An 18640-nucleotide genomic window follows, 5' to 3' on the forward strand; every position below is an offset into this window, starting at 1 on the left:
AATTAATAATGAATAATTAAAGGAAGCGGCGGGGTGGGGGATCAATTACTAATTATTAATTATTAATTACTAATTACATTTGGTTTATGATAAAACTCCTCTCCATTTTATGGAACAGTTTCCGGATGGCGTTGCAGGAATTGCGGGTGAACAAGCTGCGGACTTTCCTCTCGTTGTTCGGGATCACCATCGGGATCTTTTGTATCATCGGCGTGCTGGCCACGGTGGACAGCCTGGAGCGTAAAGTACAGAACGATATCAAAGCTTTTGGAAACAACACTATATATATAGACAAATGGAACTACGGCGGGGGCGATGGCGGTTATCCCTGGTGGAAATACATCAAGCGCCCGCAGATGCGTTATGAAGAAATGAAATTCATCAAAAGCAAAACCCAACTGGGCGCAAATGCGGCGATGTTCGTTTCTTCGAATGTGACGCTCAGTTACCTTGATAATACATTAAGCGGGATCAATCTGTATGGTGTTTCTGAAGAATTCAACAACATCCAGACCATCGAAATAGAAGCCGGCCGTTACATCAATGAAACCGAATTCAGCCGGGGCACCACAACAGGCGTGATCGGCTACCGGGTGGCGGAAGAATTGTACATAGACCCGCAGCGCGCCGTGGGAAAGGAAGTTACCTACAACGGGCGGCACGTGATGATCATCGGCGTGATCAAAAAACAGGGACAAAGTTTTGTAGGCGGCTTTGATTACGACCAGAGCGTGATCGTTCCTTACAAATATTTTGCGGGTATTTACGATCCCGATAACAGCAACCCCTTCATCATGGTGCAGGGAAAACCCAATATCCCTTCTTCGGCTTTACAGGATGAACTGGTGGGCATCATGCGGCAGGCGCGGCGTTTGAGTCCTACGGAAGAAGATAATTTTTCCTGTAACGACGTAGCGATGTTCAGCGCACAGGTAACCGGTTTTTTCGGACAGGTAACTTTCGGTGGATGGTTCATCGCGGCGTTCAGCCTCATCGTGGGAATGTTTGGGGTGGCAAACATCATGTTTGTAACCGTGCGTGAACGGACGAGCCAGATTGGCCTGAAAAAAGCGATCGGCGCGAAGAAAAGGACGATCCTCACCGAATTTCTCATCGAAAGTGCGTTCCTCTGCGTGGTCGGGGGCATCATAGGCCTGTTCCTGGTATGGGTACTCACCACCATCCTGAGTTCAGTACTTCCGTTCCAGATTTTTATTGAACCCAAAATGGTGGTGCTTGCCATGAGCGTTTGTATCATCATCGGCGTTCTGGCAGGTATCATACCGGCAGCCATAGCCGCAAGAATGGATCCGGTGGTGGCCATCAGGACAAAATAGCCAGGCGGTTATCGCATGTCTTGTTTTATGCGCCTGATCTCTGTTCAACTCTGCTATCTTTGTGGTTTGAATGGTTCCGTACAAATACATGATCATTAAACGAGAAATAAGTTGGCCACAATACTTGCCATAGAATCATCCTGCGACGAAACTTCCGCATCTGTATGTGTGGATGGAAAGATATTATCCAATTTCATAGCCAACCAGACCGTGCACCAGAAATACGGGGGCGTTGTTCCTGAACTGGCCAGCCGCGCCCATATGCAGAACATTGTGCCGGTGATTGACGCCGCCCTGAAGGAAGCATTCCCGGAAGCGTTGCCGCAAAACAGCCTGCAAAACGTAGACGCCATCGCATTCACGCAGGCGCCGGGTTTGATCGGAAGTTTATTGGTGGGGGCACAGTTTGCCAAATCCCTCGCACTTTCGCTCAACAAACCACTGGTTTCCGTGCACCACATGCAGGCGCATGTATTGGCAAACCTGATAGAAGAGAACCGCCCCGCATTTCCATTCCTTTGTTTAACGGTGAGTGGCGGCCATACACAGATCGTACTGGCCAGTGGCCCGCTTGATCTGAAAGTGATCGGGGAAACGATAGACGATGCCGCCGGCGAGGCCTTTGATAAAAGCGCAAAACTGCTGGGGCTCCCTTATCCCGGGGGGCCGCTGATAGACAAGCACGCCAAAAACGGCAACCCGCTCCGCTTCAAATTCGCCGAACCGCAGATACCGGAACTGAATTTTTCTTTCAGCGGGTTGAAAACATCTGTGTTGTATTTTCTACAAAAACAGGAACCCGGTTTCATCGAAGCAAACCTGGATGATCTGTGTGCATCCATCCAGCATACCATTATCAACATCCTTCTCAAAAAAATAAAAAAGGCGGCGCAGCAAACGGGCGTAAAAAACGTGTGCATAGCCGGTGGGGTGAGCGCCAACAGCGGGCTGCGCAACTCGCTCAAAGAAATGGGAGAGAAACAGGGTTGGAAAACATACATTCCCAAATTCGAATACTGCACAGACAATGCAGCCATGATCGCAATAACGGCGTATTATAAATTCATGGAAAAAGAATTCAGTTCGCTTGAGGTTGGCCCTACCGCGAGGTCTGAATGGTAAAGCAGGATCGGCAACGAAGGGTGCTGATCGTTAAAAACGACAACGGTTAAAACGGTTTACTGCTTTGGCTTTTCAAATCCTCCGCCTCCCCGGCGCGTCTGGCATCGTTTTTTCATTCCTTTTTTAAACATTTCCCATGGAAAAGCAAAAAGACATACACGATCAACCGCGCGACGAAAAATACCTGCAAAACGAGGAAACAACGATCGACATGCCGGATGTATCTGATATACCCGGCCAGGAACACATCAAGGTTCCTAAAATGAAGGAGTTCCACGACACGACGATTTCTTCCGACGATGAAGAAGGAAAAGGAATTTTCGAAGACGATTCGATCGATCCCGATACGGATGTAACCGATGAGGAACGTGAACTGCTCAGTCGCACAGACGAAAGCATGAGTTCCATCGACGACGAGGATCGCCGCAAGCTGCTGCTCGACAACAAGGATCTCGACGGTGATTCGCTGAATGAGAAAACAAATTATTCGGGCAGCGACCTCGATGTTCCGGGTGCAGACGATGATGATGACAACGAAGCGATCGGTGAAGAAGACGAAGAGAACAACAGTTACAGCCTGGGTGGCGACAGGAAGGATTGAGTTTGAAAGACGCCAAACAACTTCCTGCACAGCAGAAAAAACATCAAATGAAATTAATCCTCATTTTAGGCATTGCCATGGTACTCGGTTCCTGCGGGCAGAAGATCTACTCGGAGAAAACAGAGCCATGCACCACTTCGGTAACGGGTGATACGGTAACGCTTGCTTACCAGAAACCGGTGGCCATTTTTGAAAAATGCGCAGACAATATGACCGCCTCGATCATCAGCGTCGAAGACTCGCGCTGCCCGAAAGGCGTGCAATGTGTATGGGCCGGGAAGGCGGCCGTGGTGCTGCAACTGGCCGGCACTTTCAACGTGAGCCTGGAACTGGGAAAGCAGATCGATACCAGTTTCCGGGAAAAGAAATTCTCCTTCCTGTTGGTAGATGTGTTCCCGTATCCTGCCGCGGGTACAGCACATCAGCCACAGCAATCCACTGCCCTGCTTCGGATCATCAAAAGCGAGCGCCTCACGGAAGCCGACCTGATGAAAAAGTAACCGGCGGCTCCTCTTTAAAATCAAACCCCTCAGAATCTACAATTCGTTATTTTTGAAACGCAACAACAGCGTTTTAATACCAACAGTATGATTCAAAGCGATATTTTCCAGTTTGAAGCCGAAATCCCATGGGAGGATCTTGGCAATGGCATTCACCGCCAGGTTTTTGGATACGATGAAACACTCATGCTTGTTAAAGCCAGGTTTGTAAAAGGAGCTGTGGGCGCCATGCACCAGCACCCGCACAGCCAGGTAACATTTGTTGAAAGCGGCGCTTTTGAAATGACCATCGGCGAAGAAACAAAGACGATCCGCAAAGGCGATGGGTACTATGTACCGCCCCATGTTGTGCATGGCGTGGTGTGCCTCGAAGCGGGAACGTTGATCGATGCTTTCAGTCCGCACCGGGAAGATTTTCTGCCTGCTAAAACGATTTGATGATTACCATCAGCGATGGGTGGTGAATGATGTAGCGAAAAAGTACGTTCAGTGGCTTCCTGTTGACATAAAAATCAAAACATACCATATGAAAACCAAACATCGTTCAATTGCCATCGTTGCTTCCTTTGTGCTGTTCGTGTTGCTCACCGCATTCACAAGCCTGCGCGAACGCAAAGCGGCCGATGCGCTCACCGGGGCTTGGGGCTTTGGAAACGAGGATCATAAAAGTGTGATGATCTTTTCAAACAATGTTTTTTCAGTTGCTGAATACAGCGTAAAGGAAAAGAAGTTCATCAATTCGTATGGCGGTACCTGGCACACCGAGGGCAATAAACTCATCCGCACGATAGAATGGCACTCAAAAGATTCTACCCATGTGGGTGCAAACTTTTACAACGATTTCAGGATCAAAAACAACCAGCTCGATCTTTCCATTCCAAACGAAAAATGGGAACGGCTAGATAATGGCGGGCCGGGCGCTTTGTCTGGCGTTTGGGTGATCACCGGCAATTATACAAACGACAAAGTTTCCAAACGCGGCAACCCTTTTTACCCGCGCAGAACAATGAAAGTGCTTTCAGGAAAATATTTCCATTGGATCGCTTACAATGTTGCAACCAGGCAGTTCCTCAACGCAGGCGGGGGAACCTATACCACTGCAGATAACAAATACACCGAGAACATCGAATTCTTTACCAAAACACCTGAAAGCATTGGCAAGAGCCTCGTGTTTGATTATTCTTTTGTTGATGGCGACTGGCGCCACAAAGGACAAAAATCTACCGGCGGCGCAATGGATGAGTGCTGGACAAAGCGCGAAGTGCTGGAGAAAAAATAAATCGGACACGTCATTCCACACCCAGGAAAAGATCCAGGATCGCAGCTGCCGTTCCCGGTAAACTGCGGAATATTTTTTCGCCGGTTTTGTTGGAGAGCAGGATGACGCCCAGGTCTGCCTCGGGATACATTACAATATAGCTTGCAAAGCCGGAGGTGCCGCCGTCTGTCCAGATGCGCGTTTTGTTTTTGGCCGGAGTATAATGATACCAGTTGATGGAAGCACTGTACTTCGTTGGATCGATCCTGTTTTCGGGATAAACGCCCACTACTTTATTGCTAACGGCATCCATCAGGATCGTCTTGCGCATTACCAGCCTGGTATTGGCGTCGTCCTGCTTCATCAGGAAAGAAAGGTATTTGAGCAGGTCTTCTGTGCAGGAGATCATCCCGCCCGCGCCCCGGTAATACAGGTTTGCGATGGTACGCACGGGTTTTCCTTTGCCGTCGTGGCCCTGCACCGTAACGGGCTTGTTCCCGGGCACAGGGAACCGCGTATTGTTCATGGCAAGTGGCTGTGTGATCATGTCGCGGATCAGCTCATCTATCGGCCTGCCATAGATCTTCTCAACGATATGGGCCAGCAACTGCGCACCAACATTGGAGTGGCGCGGAACCGCCCCGGGGATTGTGTCGGGTTTTACGGTGGCCAACGCTTTGAACAGCGTGTCGATCGTATACTTCGCTATTGTTCTTCCCCTGACCACATCAACTGAATCCTCCGGCGCGTTGCGCATCTCCTGCGTGGGTGCGGGGAGATTGTCGGGTAGTCCCGATGTCATGTTGGCAAGATGCAGCAATTGCACGGGATGATGGTTGTATTCCAGCCCGGGGAAGGGCTGGTCAAAATATTTACGGATGTCGTCGTCCATGCGTGCCCTGCCTTCATTGACCGCCCTTGCGAGCAACAATCCCACAAACGTTTTTGTGATCGAACCGATCTCGTACAGCGAACGCTGCGAAAGCGGCTCGCCGCCATCTTTTTCTGCCTGCCCAAAATTGTAATAATAAGTCTCGCCCCTGTACAAAATACCAAGGGATAAACCGACACCTTCTTTTTCGCGCAGCAGCTTTTCGCCGAGGCGCCTGATAACGGTATCCCTGGATTGGGGCAGGGTTTGCGAGCACAATTGCGTTGCCGCCAGCAGAACGCAAATGAGGGTTGCTGAGAGTCTGGTCATGAAGTGGTAACTCAGTATAGGCAAAAAGGTTACGCCGGGGAATAGTTTTTGTATCAGTATCACTGATCTATCATTTAAAACAAATTATATGAGTCTTAAATTCATCGCAGGACTGGCGCTGGGCGCAATCGTTGTTCATTTTCTTAATACAGAAGAAGGAAAGGCATTCATCTGCCGTTTAAAAACAGACATTAACAAAGCTGAGGACGGGCTTACCGATCTGGCGGAAGGGCTTGTTCAGAAAGGCAAAGAGTTCATCAATGGCAAACCCGAAACGGAAGAACTGGAAGCGCCTTTGATCGTGGTGGTGGAGTCGAACCCGGTGGTGTGATGGTAGAACTGCGTGCTTTGGTGTTGCTACGGCGATAATTGTTCTTCGCTTCCCGGTATCTGGCGCGCAGTTGCTTACTTAACCTGGTTTGCCGCTTTCCTATGCGCGAAACTGATCGATTGCTGGAAAGTGAGCTGCATATCGAGCTCGTTGGCCACTGTGATCAGTTGGTCAACCGTGGGGGAATGATCTCCATTGAGCATCGATTGTAGTTCCGCCACGGAAATTCCCGTGCGCTCAGCGAGCTCCGACACGGAAATCTGTTTCTCTTCAGCAAGTGTACGCAGAAACCGGCACAAGCTTACGCGTTGTCTCTCAATGGGCATATCTGGATGTTTTCCTTTCTAAATTAAACCATTCTTCAGAATTGTGCGCTGATCTGTCCATCGTTTTTTAACGGAATTAAGGGCGGTGTTTTCAACGTATGCGTCTTAAGAATACAACATCCGGGTGCCGCGTTTTTTCTACATATTCCCGGTTCTACCCCGGGAAAGCAAGTGGCAGATTTTTTTTGCGTTTGGTAATTGTGTGCGTGTTAATCGGCCACAAAAATTTTCTTACCTAAAAGTAAAAACGATGAAAAATATTTTTTTAGCGCTGTTTATCACAGTTGCCGCGACATCGTGTGGAAACAACAACCCTGACCCCAAGAAAGAAGCGGCAGAAGAAAACAAGGCAAAGTTCGACAGTACAAACCTTGAAGACGATACAAAATTCGCCGTAGCTGCCGCCGATGGCGGGAGGATGGAGGTGGAGCTGGGCAAAGTGGCCCTTGTGAACGGCTCCTCTAAAACCATCAAACAGTTTGCGCAGATGATGATTGATGATCACAGCAAGGCAGGAGAAGAACTGAAGGCACTGGCAACCTCGAAAAACATTACGCTGCCCGCAGCCCTCAGCAATAAGAACCAGGATGCGTTGAACGACCTTTCCAAAAAGAAGGGCAATGATTTTGACAAAGCCTATGCTTCGTTCATGGTAGACGATCACAAGGAAGACATCGATGAATTCAGAAAGCAGGCGGAGAACGGCAAAGATGCTGACCTGAAGAACTGGGCCGCAGGCAAAGTGCCTGTGCTTGAGCACCACCTCATGATGGCACGCGCAGCCGATTCAACCTTACGGAAGAAATAACAGCACAACAGCAGGATAAATTATTATTCAAAACAAAATCAAAATATGGAAAAGATCAACGATCTGCACGAACTTCTGAAACACGAGTTGAAAGATTTGTATTCTGCGGAAACACAACTGGTAGACGCCCTGCCTAAAATGGTGGAAGCTGCGAACGATGCGAAACTCAAAAAAGCTTTCCGCGACCATCTTGCCGTTACGAAGGAGCATAAAAAACGTCTCGATAAAATACAGGAATTGCTGGGTGAAGAACGCATCAACCCTGAAAACAAAGGGTTCTTCGCAAAACTATTCAGCAGCGAAGAAGGCGATACACATTGCAAGGCAATGGAAGGGCTTATCAAAGAAGCAGACAGCTTGATGAAGGAAGACATGTCGCCACAGGTAATGGACGCTGCACTGATCGCTGCCGCACAAAAAGTGGAACATTACGAGATCAGCAGTTACGGAACCGCGCGTGCGTATGCATTGCAGCTGAATATGCCCGATGTGGCGCAGCTGCTGAAAAGCACACTCGATGAAGAATATTTTGCCGACGACTCGCTCACCAAACTTGCGTTGAACGGTATCAACGAAGAAGCAGAAGACGATGTGGCGCGAATGATCTCAAAGAAGGCCCAGGATGATGTTCCGGGTGGAGGATCAAAAACACCGGCGACGAAAAGCACGGCCGCAAAACAATCACCGCAGAAAAGCAACGCCGTAAAATCCGCACCGAAAAAAACAGCTCCCGCTTCGGCCGGGAAAAAAACGGGCGGAGGGCAGCCTGCAAAAAAAGCGTCCAACAATCAACCGGCAAAAAAAGCAACCGGCAGCCAGCCCGCGAAAAAAACAGCGAAGAAAAAATCAGCCGGTAAAAGAAAATAGATGCACGCAGGTTCCAAACAGGAAGAATTGCTGCTGGATGAATTGGCGGCGCTTGACAATCAATTGATCGATATCAACGGCACAAGGTTCAAACCAAGCGACTGTTACGTAGTAAGTACGGACCCGGTTCGTGTTTCTTTTCACGATCATTGCCCGCAATTGTTGCGCGAAAGGATTGAATCTGTGATCAACCGTTTCAAAAAATAAAGAATGGATGCCCGAATCGTACCCGTAAATACAGCAGGTAAAGAGAACGACCTGTATTTTTCAAGAGACTGCAACAGCCGCGAAGAAGCGACCGCTTGTTTCAAACGCGCGTGTAAACGTTTGGTAAACCCGCCGCTGTGGCATGAGCTCGCGGGAAAGTTTGCGGCGGAGTTTAAACTGTTCAATGCAGCCGGTAATACGGCGGAGCGACTTGCCGCCGTTGGCGATTTCTTCCAGGTAGATCTACCTGGCCCGGGCCCAAAGGCAGGTGGTGGGTACGATTGGGTGACTGTTGTTTCCATCGTGGATGAAACAAATGAAAATGCGGAGGAAGAAATGTTCGCTATGAAACTGCAGCCCGCAGCGGATCCTACGGGTTCCGGGAACGGGGTCGCCCATTTTTTCAGAGAGGGGGCTTCCTCAACTTTTGTGATACAGCGAACAGGGAATCGTGTGTCTGCGTCTTACCATGGGAGAAACGAGTTGCCCAATGTAAACACCGACAACGGTTTTGATAAGATCCGCAACACGGTTGTTGCCACTGGTGCCGCACTGGGTTTATCAGAGGCACAATGGTCTGCTTTATGCAAAGCGCTTTTAGAAGATGAGATAGGAGGGTAAGTGATGCTCCACTATCTGTAGATGCTGAATACGCCTTCTTCCGGACCAAAAACGGTGATCAGGACGTAAACGATGGATTCACTTCTCAACGATGCTTGATCCCACGTAGTGAACGACGAATTTTCTCTACACGGAACCGACGCAATAAAACTGCGATGTCGGTTTCTTTCTACGAATTGACCGCTTTAATGATGTGAATAGAAAGGTATATGTTTTGTGCTCCAGGTAATAGATACTAACCCATACAAATATAAGTTATGAAAAAGACGGTCCTGATGATAGACGATGAACTCGATTTCTGCGAAATGGTAAAACTGAGCCTGGCAAGAAACAATGTAACGGTAGACTGTGCAAACTCCCTTAACGAAGGAATGCAGCGTTTAAAGATATGGGAGCCTGAGGCGCTGCTGCTCGACAACAACCTGCCCGATGGTCTCGGCTGGACACAGGCCGCATCGTTACAGAAGTTATATCCCAATATGAAGATCATACTGCTCAGTGCTTTTGAAGTGCCGCCTTATGAAACAACCGGGATAGGAATGGAATTTGCGCGCGTATCCAAACCCATTAAGATGGAAGAGCTGGTGGGATACCTCGCGTAAAACTTTAAAACGAAGTATTATGTTACGGAAAACAATAGCCTGCGCAATGCTGGCCGCATTGATGGCCTGCAATGGCGGAAAACATGAACCGGTAGTAAACGAGAAAGACACGCTATCCAATCCTGTTAACTATGGCAAGGATGGCGCGCCCGATTCTGTGGCCAATACGGATACGATGCGGGTTCGGCCGGATTCAGGGCAAAGGTAACAGTGGACCGATCGTCGATTGTACCGGGCCGGTAAGTGCTGAGCCCCGTTATGCATTTTTTAGTTTAACTGGTGTGAATATAATCTTTTACATAGACGACAGGTTTTACCAAGGCAAAGCCACGCCCAGGGAAAACGGTGCCGAGGCCCAGTTCCGTGTCGAACTTTTGGGGGAGGAACCCTTTGTGGTGTGCCTCTCGGGCAACGGCCACTGGGCCAGCGATGATGACGTAGATGATATCCTGGTACACGCCATAGGCCGCGAAATTCAGCTTTACAATGCGGGCGATGCAGGCCAACCCGTGCCGAATGGCTATGCTTCCCAGTCGGTTATGAATGATTAGCCTGGTTTCTATCTTCTATTTACCACGCAGCTTCAACACTTACAATTTCCATCCCCTACAAACCTCGTAATACGATCTGCTACACTGCAGTTCCCATTCCCTTATTTCCCGGTTGTTGATCATACGATCGCAAATTGATCATTGTGGTGAGTTGATTTTACCCCGCACCACTATTGCCTGGGCACCCGTGTATCGTTCTTTTTGTATCAAGGAAAACCGAACCATTATGAGAACGATCACCCACCTGTTTTCAAGACGTAAAAAACGATACAGCGACGATCACTATATGAAGATGGTAGAGAATGCAGGTGTGGTAATGTATACTGCAGATACCACCGGAACCATCAATTTTGTGAACAGCCTTGTGTGTGAACTCACCGGGTTTTCTGCGGAAGAACTGGTTGGCAACCATTTTTCCATGCTGCTCGACAGCGAATGCGAAAAGGAAGTGTCCCAGTTCTATTCCGGGCAGTTTCTTCGAGAGATCGTTTCTACCAACCAGGTTTTCATGATCCGTACAAAGACCGGCGAGCGGAAATGGGTTGAGCAATTTGCAAAACTCATCATCACCGATGGAACCATCAAGGGGTTCCAGTGTATGGTAAAGGATGTAACGGCCGAAAAGGAAATACAGGAAGCGCTGGCCGCTTCGGAGCAGCGCCGCAAGGAAAACGAATACAGGCTCACTGCGATTCTTGAAAATACCAGGACACTTATTTTTATCAAAGACCTCCAGGGCCGTTACATTACGGTAAACAGGCGATTCAGGGAGGTGTTCAACCTCACGGATGAAATGGTGATCGGGAAAACGGACCGCGATTTTAATTCAGAAGAACGGGCAGCTCATTACGCACGCATGGACAGCCAGGTCATAGCCGGCGCCGGTCACATCGAGAGCGAGGAACTGGTTGAAACACCCGGCGGAACCATGCACCTGTTGCTGGCAAAATTTCCTTTACTCGATGAAGATGGCAAACTGTTTGGCATCAGCGGGATCGCAACAGACATCACCGAAAGCGTGAACAACCGCAGGCAACTGGAGAATGCGCTCAGGGAAACAAAGGAAGCAAAAGAGATCCGCGAACAGTTCCTTGCGGGTATCAGCCACGAGACCCGTACACCCCTCAATGGCATCGAGGGCGCGACGCGGCTGCTCGCTGAAACACAGCTCGACCAACAGCAAAAAGAATTGGTATCGATGATCGGTCGCTCTGCAGAAAGACTCAACACCATGATGCGCGACGTACTCGATTTTGCCGACATTCACAAGGGCACCTGCCCGGTAAGCGATGGAGAAATTGATGTTCAGAAAATTGTGAGCGAAGTAACGGGCCGTTTTGCAACAACCATCGCGAAGAAGAAGCTCAGCACAAAAATCTACATAGACAAACATGTTCCGCGGCAGCTGAGGGGCGACAGGCAGCGGCTCCTGCAGATCCTGGGCAACCTGGTCAGCAACGCGGTGAAATTTACGGAGCGCGGCACCATCACGATCGAGGTGCAGGTGGCAAAAGCGGGCGGGTTGGAATTCGTCGTTACAGATACAGGCATCGGGATAGAACCCGGGAAGGGCGCCGCAATTTTTGAAAGTTTTTCACATGCATGCAAAAACGTAGTCGTTTCGTATGGAGGTGTAGGATTGGGATTGAGCATTGCCCGCGCATTGGCGCGTTTACAGGGTGGCGACATAACTTTTGAAAGCAAGGTAGGCATCGGTTCTGCGTTCCGGCTGTACATGCCGTACAAGCTGCCGGCTACCGCGCGCACCGTTGCGGATGGCGATGAGCTTGCCCAAAGGTATTTCCTCGTGGCAGAAGACGATGCCATCAACCGCAGGATCATCAGCCTGGTATTACAGCGCGCAGGAGTGAGGGCCGACCTGGTATCGAATGGCAGGGAAGCGCTGGAGATGCTTTGTAAAAATAAATACGACCTGCTGATCACCGACCTGCATATGCCCGTAATGGACGGCTACGAATTGACCCGCGAAGTACGGTCGCGTTTGCAAAGCACGATCCCCATTGTTGCTATGACGGCATCGGCACTGGGCGACGACCATGAAAAATGCATACAGGCAGGGATGAACGATTTTCTCCTGAAGCCTTTTGATTTTGATCAACTCTATAAAAAACTTTCTTTTTTGTTACCGGCCAGGGAAACTACTGAAAAACTTTTCAGCCTGGATCTGTTGTCGGAGCTGGGCGATGAAGAAAGTGTGATGGATGTGATCGCCCTGGTTCTGAACGATGTTCCTGCTGAGCTGGACCGGCTACGGGAACGATCATCGCAAAACGATCTCCAGGGAGTGTGCGCCCAGGCACATAAACTCAAAGGATCACTGTCGTTGCTCAATACCAGCGCGATCACGTCCTTGCTTATGCAGATAGAAACGGATGCAAGAACCGGGGGGAATGATGTACAGGTACAGGCAAACATCCGCGAAGTGAATCGACTTGGCAGGTTGCTGCTGGAACAGCTGTCCGCCGAATACGGCCAATTGAAAAAAAAACGCGTAACCGACACAGAAATAGCAGCGTAAACCACTAAACCCATTGATATGAAAGTACTGATTGCAGAGGATGATTCCATACTGCTTAAAACCATCGAATTGAAATTAAAGAAAGAAGGGTACGAGGTGATTACAACACGCGATGGGAGGGAAGCCATCGAAAAAATAGACATTTCCGGCGCCGACCTGGTGATAACCGACATTATGATGCCGTTCGCATCCGGTCTCGAGATCGTTGCCCGCCTGCGCACTTCCAACCAATCAAAGCGGATCCCCATCATCATGCTCACTTCGCTCGAACAGGAAAAAACAGTGATGGAAGCTTTTGCACTCGGTGCAGACGATTACATGACCAAACCTTTTAGCCTGAATGAGCTTGCGGCGCGGGTAAAAAAACTGTTTAGGCCGCCATCACCTGCTGCTGCATTTTAAATGGATTTACCAAAAACAGGATGACAGGAAATGGAAGCGCCAGGCGACTAAAAATTATGTGAAAAATAGTGGGCGCGAACCGGCCAGGACCGTTCGTCCCGGCCGGCCAACACCACTTTTTGTCTTGTCAGAAAATGATCTCTGGCGGTAACTGATCCAGGTATGCGGCAGGATCGGTTGCATTTTTGCTGAACCTGCCTGACAATAATCGGATGACTGTTTTCATATCCGGTAATTTTAGGGGTTAAGCAATGCAACAGGTCTTACTGCACCTCGATCTGCCTGTTGGTTAATTTTGCGCGGTCATTTTTAGGGATGGTAAGTCTTAAAATGCCGTCTGCATATGCCGCGCTGATGCGTTCATAATCCACGGTGTCGTCCATGGTAAAACGGCGCTCGAAAGACTGAAGCATGTATTCATTGCGCTCCCAGCCTTTTTGTTCTGAATGGACCTCCTCTTTGCGCTCGAAGGCGATGGTAAGTTCATTGTGTTTGATCTTAACCGAAAGATCCTCTTTGCGCAAACCGGGTGCGATCACGTCCAGCTCATAATGGTCGGCCGTTTCCCGCATGTTCACCGGAACGGTGCCGCGGTTCAGCTGGCTGTCGACATCCCATAAATTGCCATCGAGAAAACGGCGGAGGGAATCGGGCCAGAACGAGTGGAACATGCTTTCAAATCCTGCGGCAGTATTGCCGTTTCTTTTTGCAAGTGTGTTGTTCATAATGACCTCCTTTTTTTTTAAGCCATTATCCAACCTTATGCCAATGCCCGTACGCTGAAAATTTTTCAGCGCCTGTGAGAAAAAATTTCAGGAACGGGTGGAAAAGTTGACAGTGAAAGGCCAGGGGAACATAACAACTTTTATCTCCCAAACAGGTATTCGTTTCGCAGCGTCCATTTTTCTTCGCCATCAAACTTCACGTCTTTACGGGTCGAGAATTTATTTTTCCCGAAAAGATAGGTGTGCCTGAGTATGGCCTTGCGGTGATCGTTCCCGTCAACACCGTTTTTTTCAGTTACAATCTCAACGGTACCGTCGTCCATTGTTCTTTTCGATACCACATCTGCACCGTCGAACACAGAACCGTTGGCCGTGATGTGCAAGGTGTCGTTGCCGTTTGCTTTTGGCTCCTTGGGGTATGTCATCACGAATACCACTGCGTTGCCGGTATTCACCAGGGTAACATTCGCCGGCATGGAAAATGGTTTCCCGGTTGAATAATCTACATAAGTGAGGGTACCCGTCCAGGCGCCGAGCGATTGTTTGAAATCGTTTCCGTTAACCGTTTTGAAGGGTTGGGAATACAAATGCTCAACAAAAAAGAATGCAAGCAACAATAAAAAGGCTCTCATGGTAAAATGGTTTGAAAGGTAACGAAAACATCGCGCGATAGTTACAGAAGATGTAAAGTTCGCGACTTGGATTGGCTGCGGCCGGTTTTTTCGGGGGAATAAAAGGTTCCGGCAAATAAAAAAGTCCCACATTTCTGTGAGACTTTTTGTGACCGCGTCAGGATTCAAACCTGAAACCTTCTGATCCGTAGTCAGATGCTCTATTCAGTTGAGCTACGCAGCCATTCCCCGTTTGGGGTTGCAAATATAATGGCTTCCTGTTAATACACAAAACCTTCGCGCCTGAATCTGCGAATTAATCCTTTTTATATAAGCCCGCCGCCGTGGATTCCGTTAATTTTTTTGGCAGGAGCCAGGCAAACGCGGCGCCCAGTTTGTTCACAAAACCCGTAATGATCTCGGTTTTCCCGTTGTACATCGCATTTACGGCAATGCGGGCCACCGCTTCCGGTGTCATGTTCAGTTTCTGCCCGGCTTTTACCGCTTTTGCGCTTACCTGCGCGCGGTTGGCAAAATCGGTATCGGTTCCGCCCGGACTAACCGCCGTTACCGAAATAGTTGTCTTACGCAGCTCGAAATGCAAAGCACGACTGAAACTGAGCAGGAACGATTTACTGGCCGCATATACAGCGAGCCCAGGTACCGACTGGTAAGCCGCTGAACTTGCGATATTCAGGATATAGCTCCTGGGATGTTTTTTCAGCTCCGGTATCAGTGCGGAGGTGAGTTCTACCGGAACCGTCATATTTACCTGCATCATCGCCTTGTGTTCTTCCGCGGTGTAAGTATCAAAATCTCCGCTCAAACCATAGCCGGCGTTGTTAACAAGCATATTTACTTCGTAATTTTTCTCTTTCAGCCAGTTCATGGTTTTGGAAACGGCATCGGGCGCTGAGAGGTCCACGGCAAGATAGTCTGCCTTTATACCAAACCTGGTGGAAAGGGAGGCCGCGGTTTCTTTTAACAACGACTCACTCCTTGCAACCAGCAGCAGGTCGTTTTTGCGTGCTGCCAGTTCTGCGGCGATGGCTTTGCCGATCCCTTTGCTGGCGCCTGTGATCAATGCGTAGGGCATGTGATGGGTTTTATTGAAAAAGGTCAACAGAAGTTGACCTTTTATAATGACTTGATCGAGGGTAATAATTCTAATGGTGCACTTTGCCTGTAAACCTGTGGTAGAACGGCGTTCTGCTGTTTTCGTCTTTCGGTTTGTATTTACCGGTAACCAGCGGAACATACATTACACGCCTGCGGCTTTCTTCTCCGAATTTCGGGGATTGTTTAACACGGTGCCACAAACGGCCATCGTGTACGGAAAGGTCTCCTGCATGCATATCGAAACCAACTTCACGGTCGTCGTCGTTGTTATCGATGAAATACTTTTTGCCAAACAGGAGCTTCAGGATGTTCTGTTTGTGGGTGCCTGGCAATACGCGGAGGCCGCCGTTTTCAAACGGGCATTCATCCAGGTGTATACCCACATTGAGCATCGGCATGATCTTTTGCCCGAGAAACAGGTCGCGCGGTGAATCTGTATGCCAGCCCATCTGTGTGAAGGTGCTGTTTGGGGTATTGATGTAATTGTTGATCACAAGGCCATCTTTCTCATTCTCCGCAATACGGCCTTCGTACGGATTCAGGAAAGCCATAAGGGCTTTGAGTCTTGGCTCCTCCAGCAGCTGGTGCAACGGGTCGCTGTAGAGAGAGGTAAAACATAAACGTTGGATCGTTTTATTGCCGTGTTCGTCCTTGCCATATTTCAATGGAATCCCGTTAACCTTGTCGCGTTGTTCTGATAACCAAAGCGATTCAAGACGCTTGAGCTCACTGATATAGGTGGCCACTTTTTCCTTACTGATGAAATTTCTGAATACGATTACGCCGTGCTTGTCGAAAAACTCCAATTGCTCCGCGGTTACAGTATCTCCCAGTTGAAAATGACTATCCCATTTTTTCATTCGTACTATATTGCGTTATTTATTAATCGTTAGTATTAACCAAAGGTTATTTTTCAGTTACATTATGGTAAATAAGTATGCCTGAAAAACGGAGCAAATCTAAGCAATTTCTTCAGAGTTTTTGCCCCGTTAAAGTATAAGAGGTTAAATTACACCTTTTATTATGAAAAAAATCAGTCTGCCCCTTCCTTGTTTTTGCCTCATCCTGGCTGTTTTTGCGTTGAAAACCCCTAGTTATGCACAAAAAGACAGTACGAGCCGCAAAAGGCTATTAGTTTTCCCCGTTGTGGCAAAATCCATCGAAACGGGCTGGTCGTTCGGTACCGTGGGCACTCTTACCTTCCGGTTGTCTAAAGAAGACACCATTTCGCGTACTTCCAACCTCGAACTGCTGGCATTATATTCCACAAAAAAGCAGTTGGTAACGGCGCTGGCGGGAACGCAGTATTTCCATAAAGAAAAATTCATCCTCACCGAGCAGGTATCGTTCAGTTCATTTCCCGATAAATTCTGGGGGCTGGGCAAGAACACGCCTGATGCTGCCGAAGAATCCTACAAATTCAAACAGTATTATGTTTACCTGCACCTGCTCCGCAAACTTTCCCCCGGCTTTTTCGCCGGCCTGCTGTTTGAAACGCAAAAGGTATGGGACGTGGAATACACCAAGGGCGGGCTTTTTGATGCACAGAACGTAACAGGCCGAAACGGCTACAAGGTAGCGGGTCTTGGGGGAAGCCTCACCTACGACAAACGCAACAGCGCATTCTCGCCGGACAATGGCGCATTCTGCCAGTTCTCCTTCAATCATTTTGATAAATTCTGGGGCAACGATTACAACTACACCAATTATGTGCTCGACCTGCGCAAATACATCCCGGTCGGTCATACCAGCCAGGTGCTGGCCTTCCAGTTTTTCAGTTTTAACAATGTGGGAGAAGTGCCCATAAGAAGCCTTGCCTCTTTCGGCGGCGCCAACCGGATGCGTGGGTATTACGATGGCCGTTACAAAGACCTGAACCAGCTCATCGTGCAGGGCGAATACCGTTTCCCGGTTTACAAACGCTTTGGCGCCGTGGTGTTTGGCGGCGGTGGCAATGTGAGCCATTCGATCACGGAGTACGCCATCAACGATCTTAAATTTTCTTACGGAGCGGGGATCCGGTTTGCGCTCGATAAAAAAGAGAAACTCAATTTACGCGTGGATTATGGGGTGGGGGAAGGAAAGAACAGCGGGTTTTACCTGCAATTGGGGGAGGCGTTTTAATGGGATGTTGGTCAGGCGAACGATGTTGGCCAGGCGACCAACAGCGGCAAACTGCCTCCGTTGCTGTGTCCTTTCCCTAATACCTGGCGATCCTGCGCCCGAGGCGAACGATAAACCCGGTTAACACAAGCGCCGCAACAACATCGATCGTGTAATGTACGTGCTGTATCAATACCAATGCGGCAACCGTGAGGGTGGCGAGCAGCGCAACGATCTTGTCTTTTTTATTTTCCAGGCAAAAAAAGATCATCAGTTGTGTAGACGTATGGCCCGAAAAGAAAAGGTCCTTGGTAATAAATACCTGCGGCCCGCCGTAAAACAAACTGCTGATCGGATCGCGCAGGGGAATAAGTCCCGCCGGCGGGTTGAGCGGAACCAGTACGATGGTGATCATCCGCACCACAAACAAAAGGATCAATGAATAAAGGGCAACGAGAAAGATCGCGGGTTTTTGCATACAACGGATCCAGAGGAAAACCGTCATAGACCAGATGATGATAAAAGTAAGAATGGAAACATCGTACGGTGTGATGCGGTGCAGCAAAATATCGTGAAACTGGATGCCCTCCCGTTTTTCTATCGTGGCAAAAAACAATGGGAGGAAAGCGAGCATGATCACCAGGCAAATACTTCCAACGATCGTTTTCTTCCTGAATAGCGGATTCGCCCACGCGTTGCGCCATGCCAATGCGATCATCTTGTTTCTCCGCACCTGTTCATTTTCCATCGCGCAAAAATAATCGCTGATCTGATATGTCGACCATTGTTTAAGCAAATGATGGCGATTA

General features: G+C 48.8%; 24 protein-coding genes and 1 tRNA gene. 17 read left to right on the forward strand and 8 right to left on the reverse strand.

Features of this window, described 5'->3' with window-relative positions; all coding sequences use genetic code 11:
* Window positions 1–86: 86 nt before the first annotated feature.
* The 6 genes from GWC95_RS08485 (at window position 87) to GWC95_RS08505 (ending at window position 4839) form a co-directional block, all read left to right on the forward strand.
* Window positions 87–1337, forward strand: coding sequence for an ABC transporter permease (locus GWC95_RS08485; RefSeq protein ID WP_161818276.1), 1251 nt, complete (start codon window positions 87–89; stop codon window positions 1335–1337).
* A gap of 111 nt (window positions 1338–1448) precedes the next feature.
* Window positions 1449–2459 carry a tRNA (adenosine(37)-N6)-threonylcarbamoyltransferase complex transferase subunit TsaD gene (gene tsaD / locus GWC95_RS08490; RefSeq protein WP_161818277.1) on the forward strand — a complete coding sequence of 337 codons (1011 nt, stop codon included), beginning with the start codon at window positions 1449–1451 and terminating at the stop codon, window positions 2457–2459.
* Window positions 2460–2595: 136 nt separating this feature from the next.
* Entirely contained in the window at window positions 2596–3060 is a 465-nt protein-coding gene (locus GWC95_RS19595) for a hypothetical protein (RefSeq protein ID WP_202630252.1), read from the forward strand.
* Between the two features lie 47 nt (window positions 3061–3107).
* Window positions 3108–3560 (forward strand): hypothetical protein, encoded by a 453-nt coding sequence (locus GWC95_RS08495; RefSeq protein ID WP_161818278.1) that lies wholly within the window; start codon window positions 3108–3110, stop codon window positions 3558–3560.
* Between the two features lie 87 nt (window positions 3561–3647).
* Window positions 3648–3998 (forward strand): cupin domain-containing protein, encoded by a 351-nt coding sequence (locus GWC95_RS08500; RefSeq protein ID WP_161818279.1) that lies wholly within the window; start codon window positions 3648–3650, stop codon window positions 3996–3998.
* An 88-nt stretch (window positions 3999–4086) separates the two neighbouring features.
* Entirely contained in the window at window positions 4087–4839 is a 753-nt protein-coding gene (locus GWC95_RS08505; protein ID WP_161818280.1) for a hypothetical protein, read from the forward strand.
* 10 nt (window positions 4840–4849) lie between these two features.
* Here the strand turns inward: GWC95_RS08505 and GWC95_RS08510 are convergent, their stop codons facing one another.
* Window positions 4850–6019 (reverse strand): serine hydrolase domain-containing protein, encoded by a 1170-nt coding sequence (locus tag GWC95_RS08510; protein WP_161818281.1) that lies wholly within the window; start codon window positions 6017–6019, stop codon window positions 4850–4852.
* An 88-nt stretch (window positions 6020–6107) separates the two neighbouring features.
* Between GWC95_RS08510 and GWC95_RS08515 the strand changes: the two genes are divergently transcribed.
* The gene (locus tag GWC95_RS08515; RefSeq protein WP_161818282.1) at window positions 6108–6350 is read left to right on the forward strand and encodes a hypothetical protein; all 243 of its coding nucleotides are present in this window, start codon (window positions 6108–6110) and stop codon (window positions 6348–6350) included.
* A 74-nt stretch (window positions 6351–6424) separates the two neighbouring features.
* Here GWC95_RS08515 and GWC95_RS08520 read toward each other — a convergent pair whose 3' ends face one another.
* Window positions 6425–6676, reverse strand: coding sequence for a helix-turn-helix domain-containing protein (locus GWC95_RS08520; protein ID WP_161818283.1), 252 nt, complete (start codon window positions 6674–6676; stop codon window positions 6425–6427).
* A 250-nt stretch (window positions 6677–6926) separates the two neighbouring features.
* Between GWC95_RS08520 and GWC95_RS08525 the strand changes: the two genes are divergently transcribed.
* The 9 genes from GWC95_RS08525 to GWC95_RS08565 all read left to right on the forward strand — a co-directional run bounded on the left by GWC95_RS08525 (window position 6927) and on the right by GWC95_RS08565 (window position 13273).
* Entirely contained in the window at window positions 6927–7484 is a 558-nt protein-coding gene (locus GWC95_RS08525) for a DUF4142 domain-containing protein (protein ID WP_161818284.1), read from the forward strand.
* Between the two features lie 45 nt (window positions 7485–7529).
* Entirely contained in the window at window positions 7530–8351 is an 822-nt protein-coding gene (locus tag GWC95_RS08530) for a YciE/YciF ferroxidase family protein (protein WP_161818285.1), read from the forward strand.
* Window positions 8352–8558 (forward strand): hypothetical protein, encoded by a 207-nt coding sequence (locus GWC95_RS08535; protein WP_161818286.1) that lies wholly within the window; start codon window positions 8352–8354, stop codon window positions 8556–8558. It begins immediately after the preceding gene.
* A gap of 3 nt (window positions 8559–8561) precedes the next feature.
* Window positions 8562–9179 carry a hypothetical protein gene (locus GWC95_RS08540; protein ID WP_161818287.1) on the forward strand — a complete coding sequence of 206 codons (618 nt, stop codon included), beginning with the start codon at window positions 8562–8564 and terminating at the stop codon, window positions 9177–9179.
* 257 nt (window positions 9180–9436) lie between these two features.
* Window positions 9437–9781 carry a response regulator gene (locus tag GWC95_RS08545; RefSeq protein ID WP_161818288.1) on the forward strand — a complete coding sequence of 115 codons (345 nt, stop codon included), beginning with the start codon at window positions 9437–9439 and terminating at the stop codon, window positions 9779–9781.
* Window positions 9782–9800: 19 nt separating this feature from the next.
* Window positions 9801–9989 carry a hypothetical protein gene (locus GWC95_RS08550; protein ID WP_161818289.1) on the forward strand — a complete coding sequence of 63 codons (189 nt, stop codon included), beginning with the start codon at window positions 9801–9803 and terminating at the stop codon, window positions 9987–9989.
* A 73-nt stretch (window positions 9990–10062) separates the two neighbouring features.
* Window positions 10063–10332 (forward strand): hypothetical protein, encoded by a 270-nt coding sequence (locus GWC95_RS08555; protein WP_161818290.1) that lies wholly within the window; start codon window positions 10063–10065, stop codon window positions 10330–10332.
* A 226-nt stretch (window positions 10333–10558) separates the two neighbouring features.
* Entirely contained in the window at window positions 10559–12871 is a 2313-nt protein-coding gene (locus GWC95_RS08560; protein ID WP_161818291.1) for a PAS domain S-box protein, read from the forward strand.
* Between the two features lie 18 nt (window positions 12872–12889).
* On the forward strand, window positions 12890–13273 hold the full coding sequence (locus GWC95_RS08565) for a response regulator transcription factor (protein WP_161818292.1): 384 nt from the start codon (window positions 12890–12892) through the stop codon (window positions 13271–13273).
* 263 nt (window positions 13274–13536) lie between these two features.
* On the opposite strand, the gene GWC95_RS08570 is transcribed toward GWC95_RS08565, so the two are convergent.
* The 5 genes from GWC95_RS08570 to GWC95_RS08590 all read right to left on the reverse strand — a co-directional run bounded on the left by GWC95_RS08570 (window position 13537) and on the right by GWC95_RS08590 (window position 16588).
* Window positions 13537–13998 carry an Hsp20/alpha crystallin family protein gene (locus GWC95_RS08570; protein ID WP_161818293.1) on the reverse strand — a complete coding sequence of 154 codons (462 nt, stop codon included), beginning with the start codon at window positions 13996–13998 and terminating at the stop codon, window positions 13537–13539.
* 140 nt (window positions 13999–14138) lie between these two features.
* Complete coding sequence (locus tag GWC95_RS08575; protein WP_161818294.1) at window positions 14139–14630, reverse strand: hypothetical protein; 492 nt, start codon at window positions 14628–14630, stop codon at window positions 14139–14141.
* A gap of 149 nt (window positions 14631–14779) precedes the next feature.
* Window positions 14780–14853 (reverse strand) — tRNA-Arg (locus tag GWC95_RS08580).
* 72 nt (window positions 14854–14925) lie between these two features.
* Entirely contained in the window at window positions 14926–15705 is a 780-nt protein-coding gene (locus GWC95_RS08585) for an SDR family NAD(P)-dependent oxidoreductase (RefSeq protein ID WP_161818295.1), read from the reverse strand.
* A gap of 70 nt (window positions 15706–15775) precedes the next feature.
* Window positions 15776–16588, reverse strand: coding sequence for a phytanoyl-CoA dioxygenase family protein (locus GWC95_RS08590; protein WP_161818296.1), 813 nt, complete (start codon window positions 16586–16588; stop codon window positions 15776–15778).
* Window positions 16589–16751: 163 nt separating this feature from the next.
* On the opposite strand from GWC95_RS08590, the gene GWC95_RS08595 reads away from it, so the two are divergent.
* Window positions 16752–17852 (forward strand): BamA/TamA family outer membrane protein, encoded by a 1101-nt coding sequence (locus tag GWC95_RS08595; RefSeq protein WP_161818297.1) that lies wholly within the window; start codon window positions 16752–16754, stop codon window positions 17850–17852.
* 76 nt (window positions 17853–17928) lie between these two features.
* On the opposite strand, the gene GWC95_RS08600 is transcribed toward GWC95_RS08595, so the two are convergent.
* Window positions 17929–18579: a phosphatase PAP2-related protein gene (locus GWC95_RS08600; protein ID WP_161818298.1), complete on the reverse strand. Its 651-nt coding sequence runs from the start codon at window positions 18577–18579 to the stop codon at window positions 17929–17931.
* Between the last annotated feature and the right edge of the window lie 61 nt (window positions 18580–18640).

Origin of the sequence: Sediminibacterium roseum (assembly GCF_009939005.1) — a bacterium.
Lineage (GTDB): Bacteria > Bacteroidota > Bacteroidia > Chitinophagales > Chitinophagaceae > Sediminibacterium > Sediminibacterium roseum.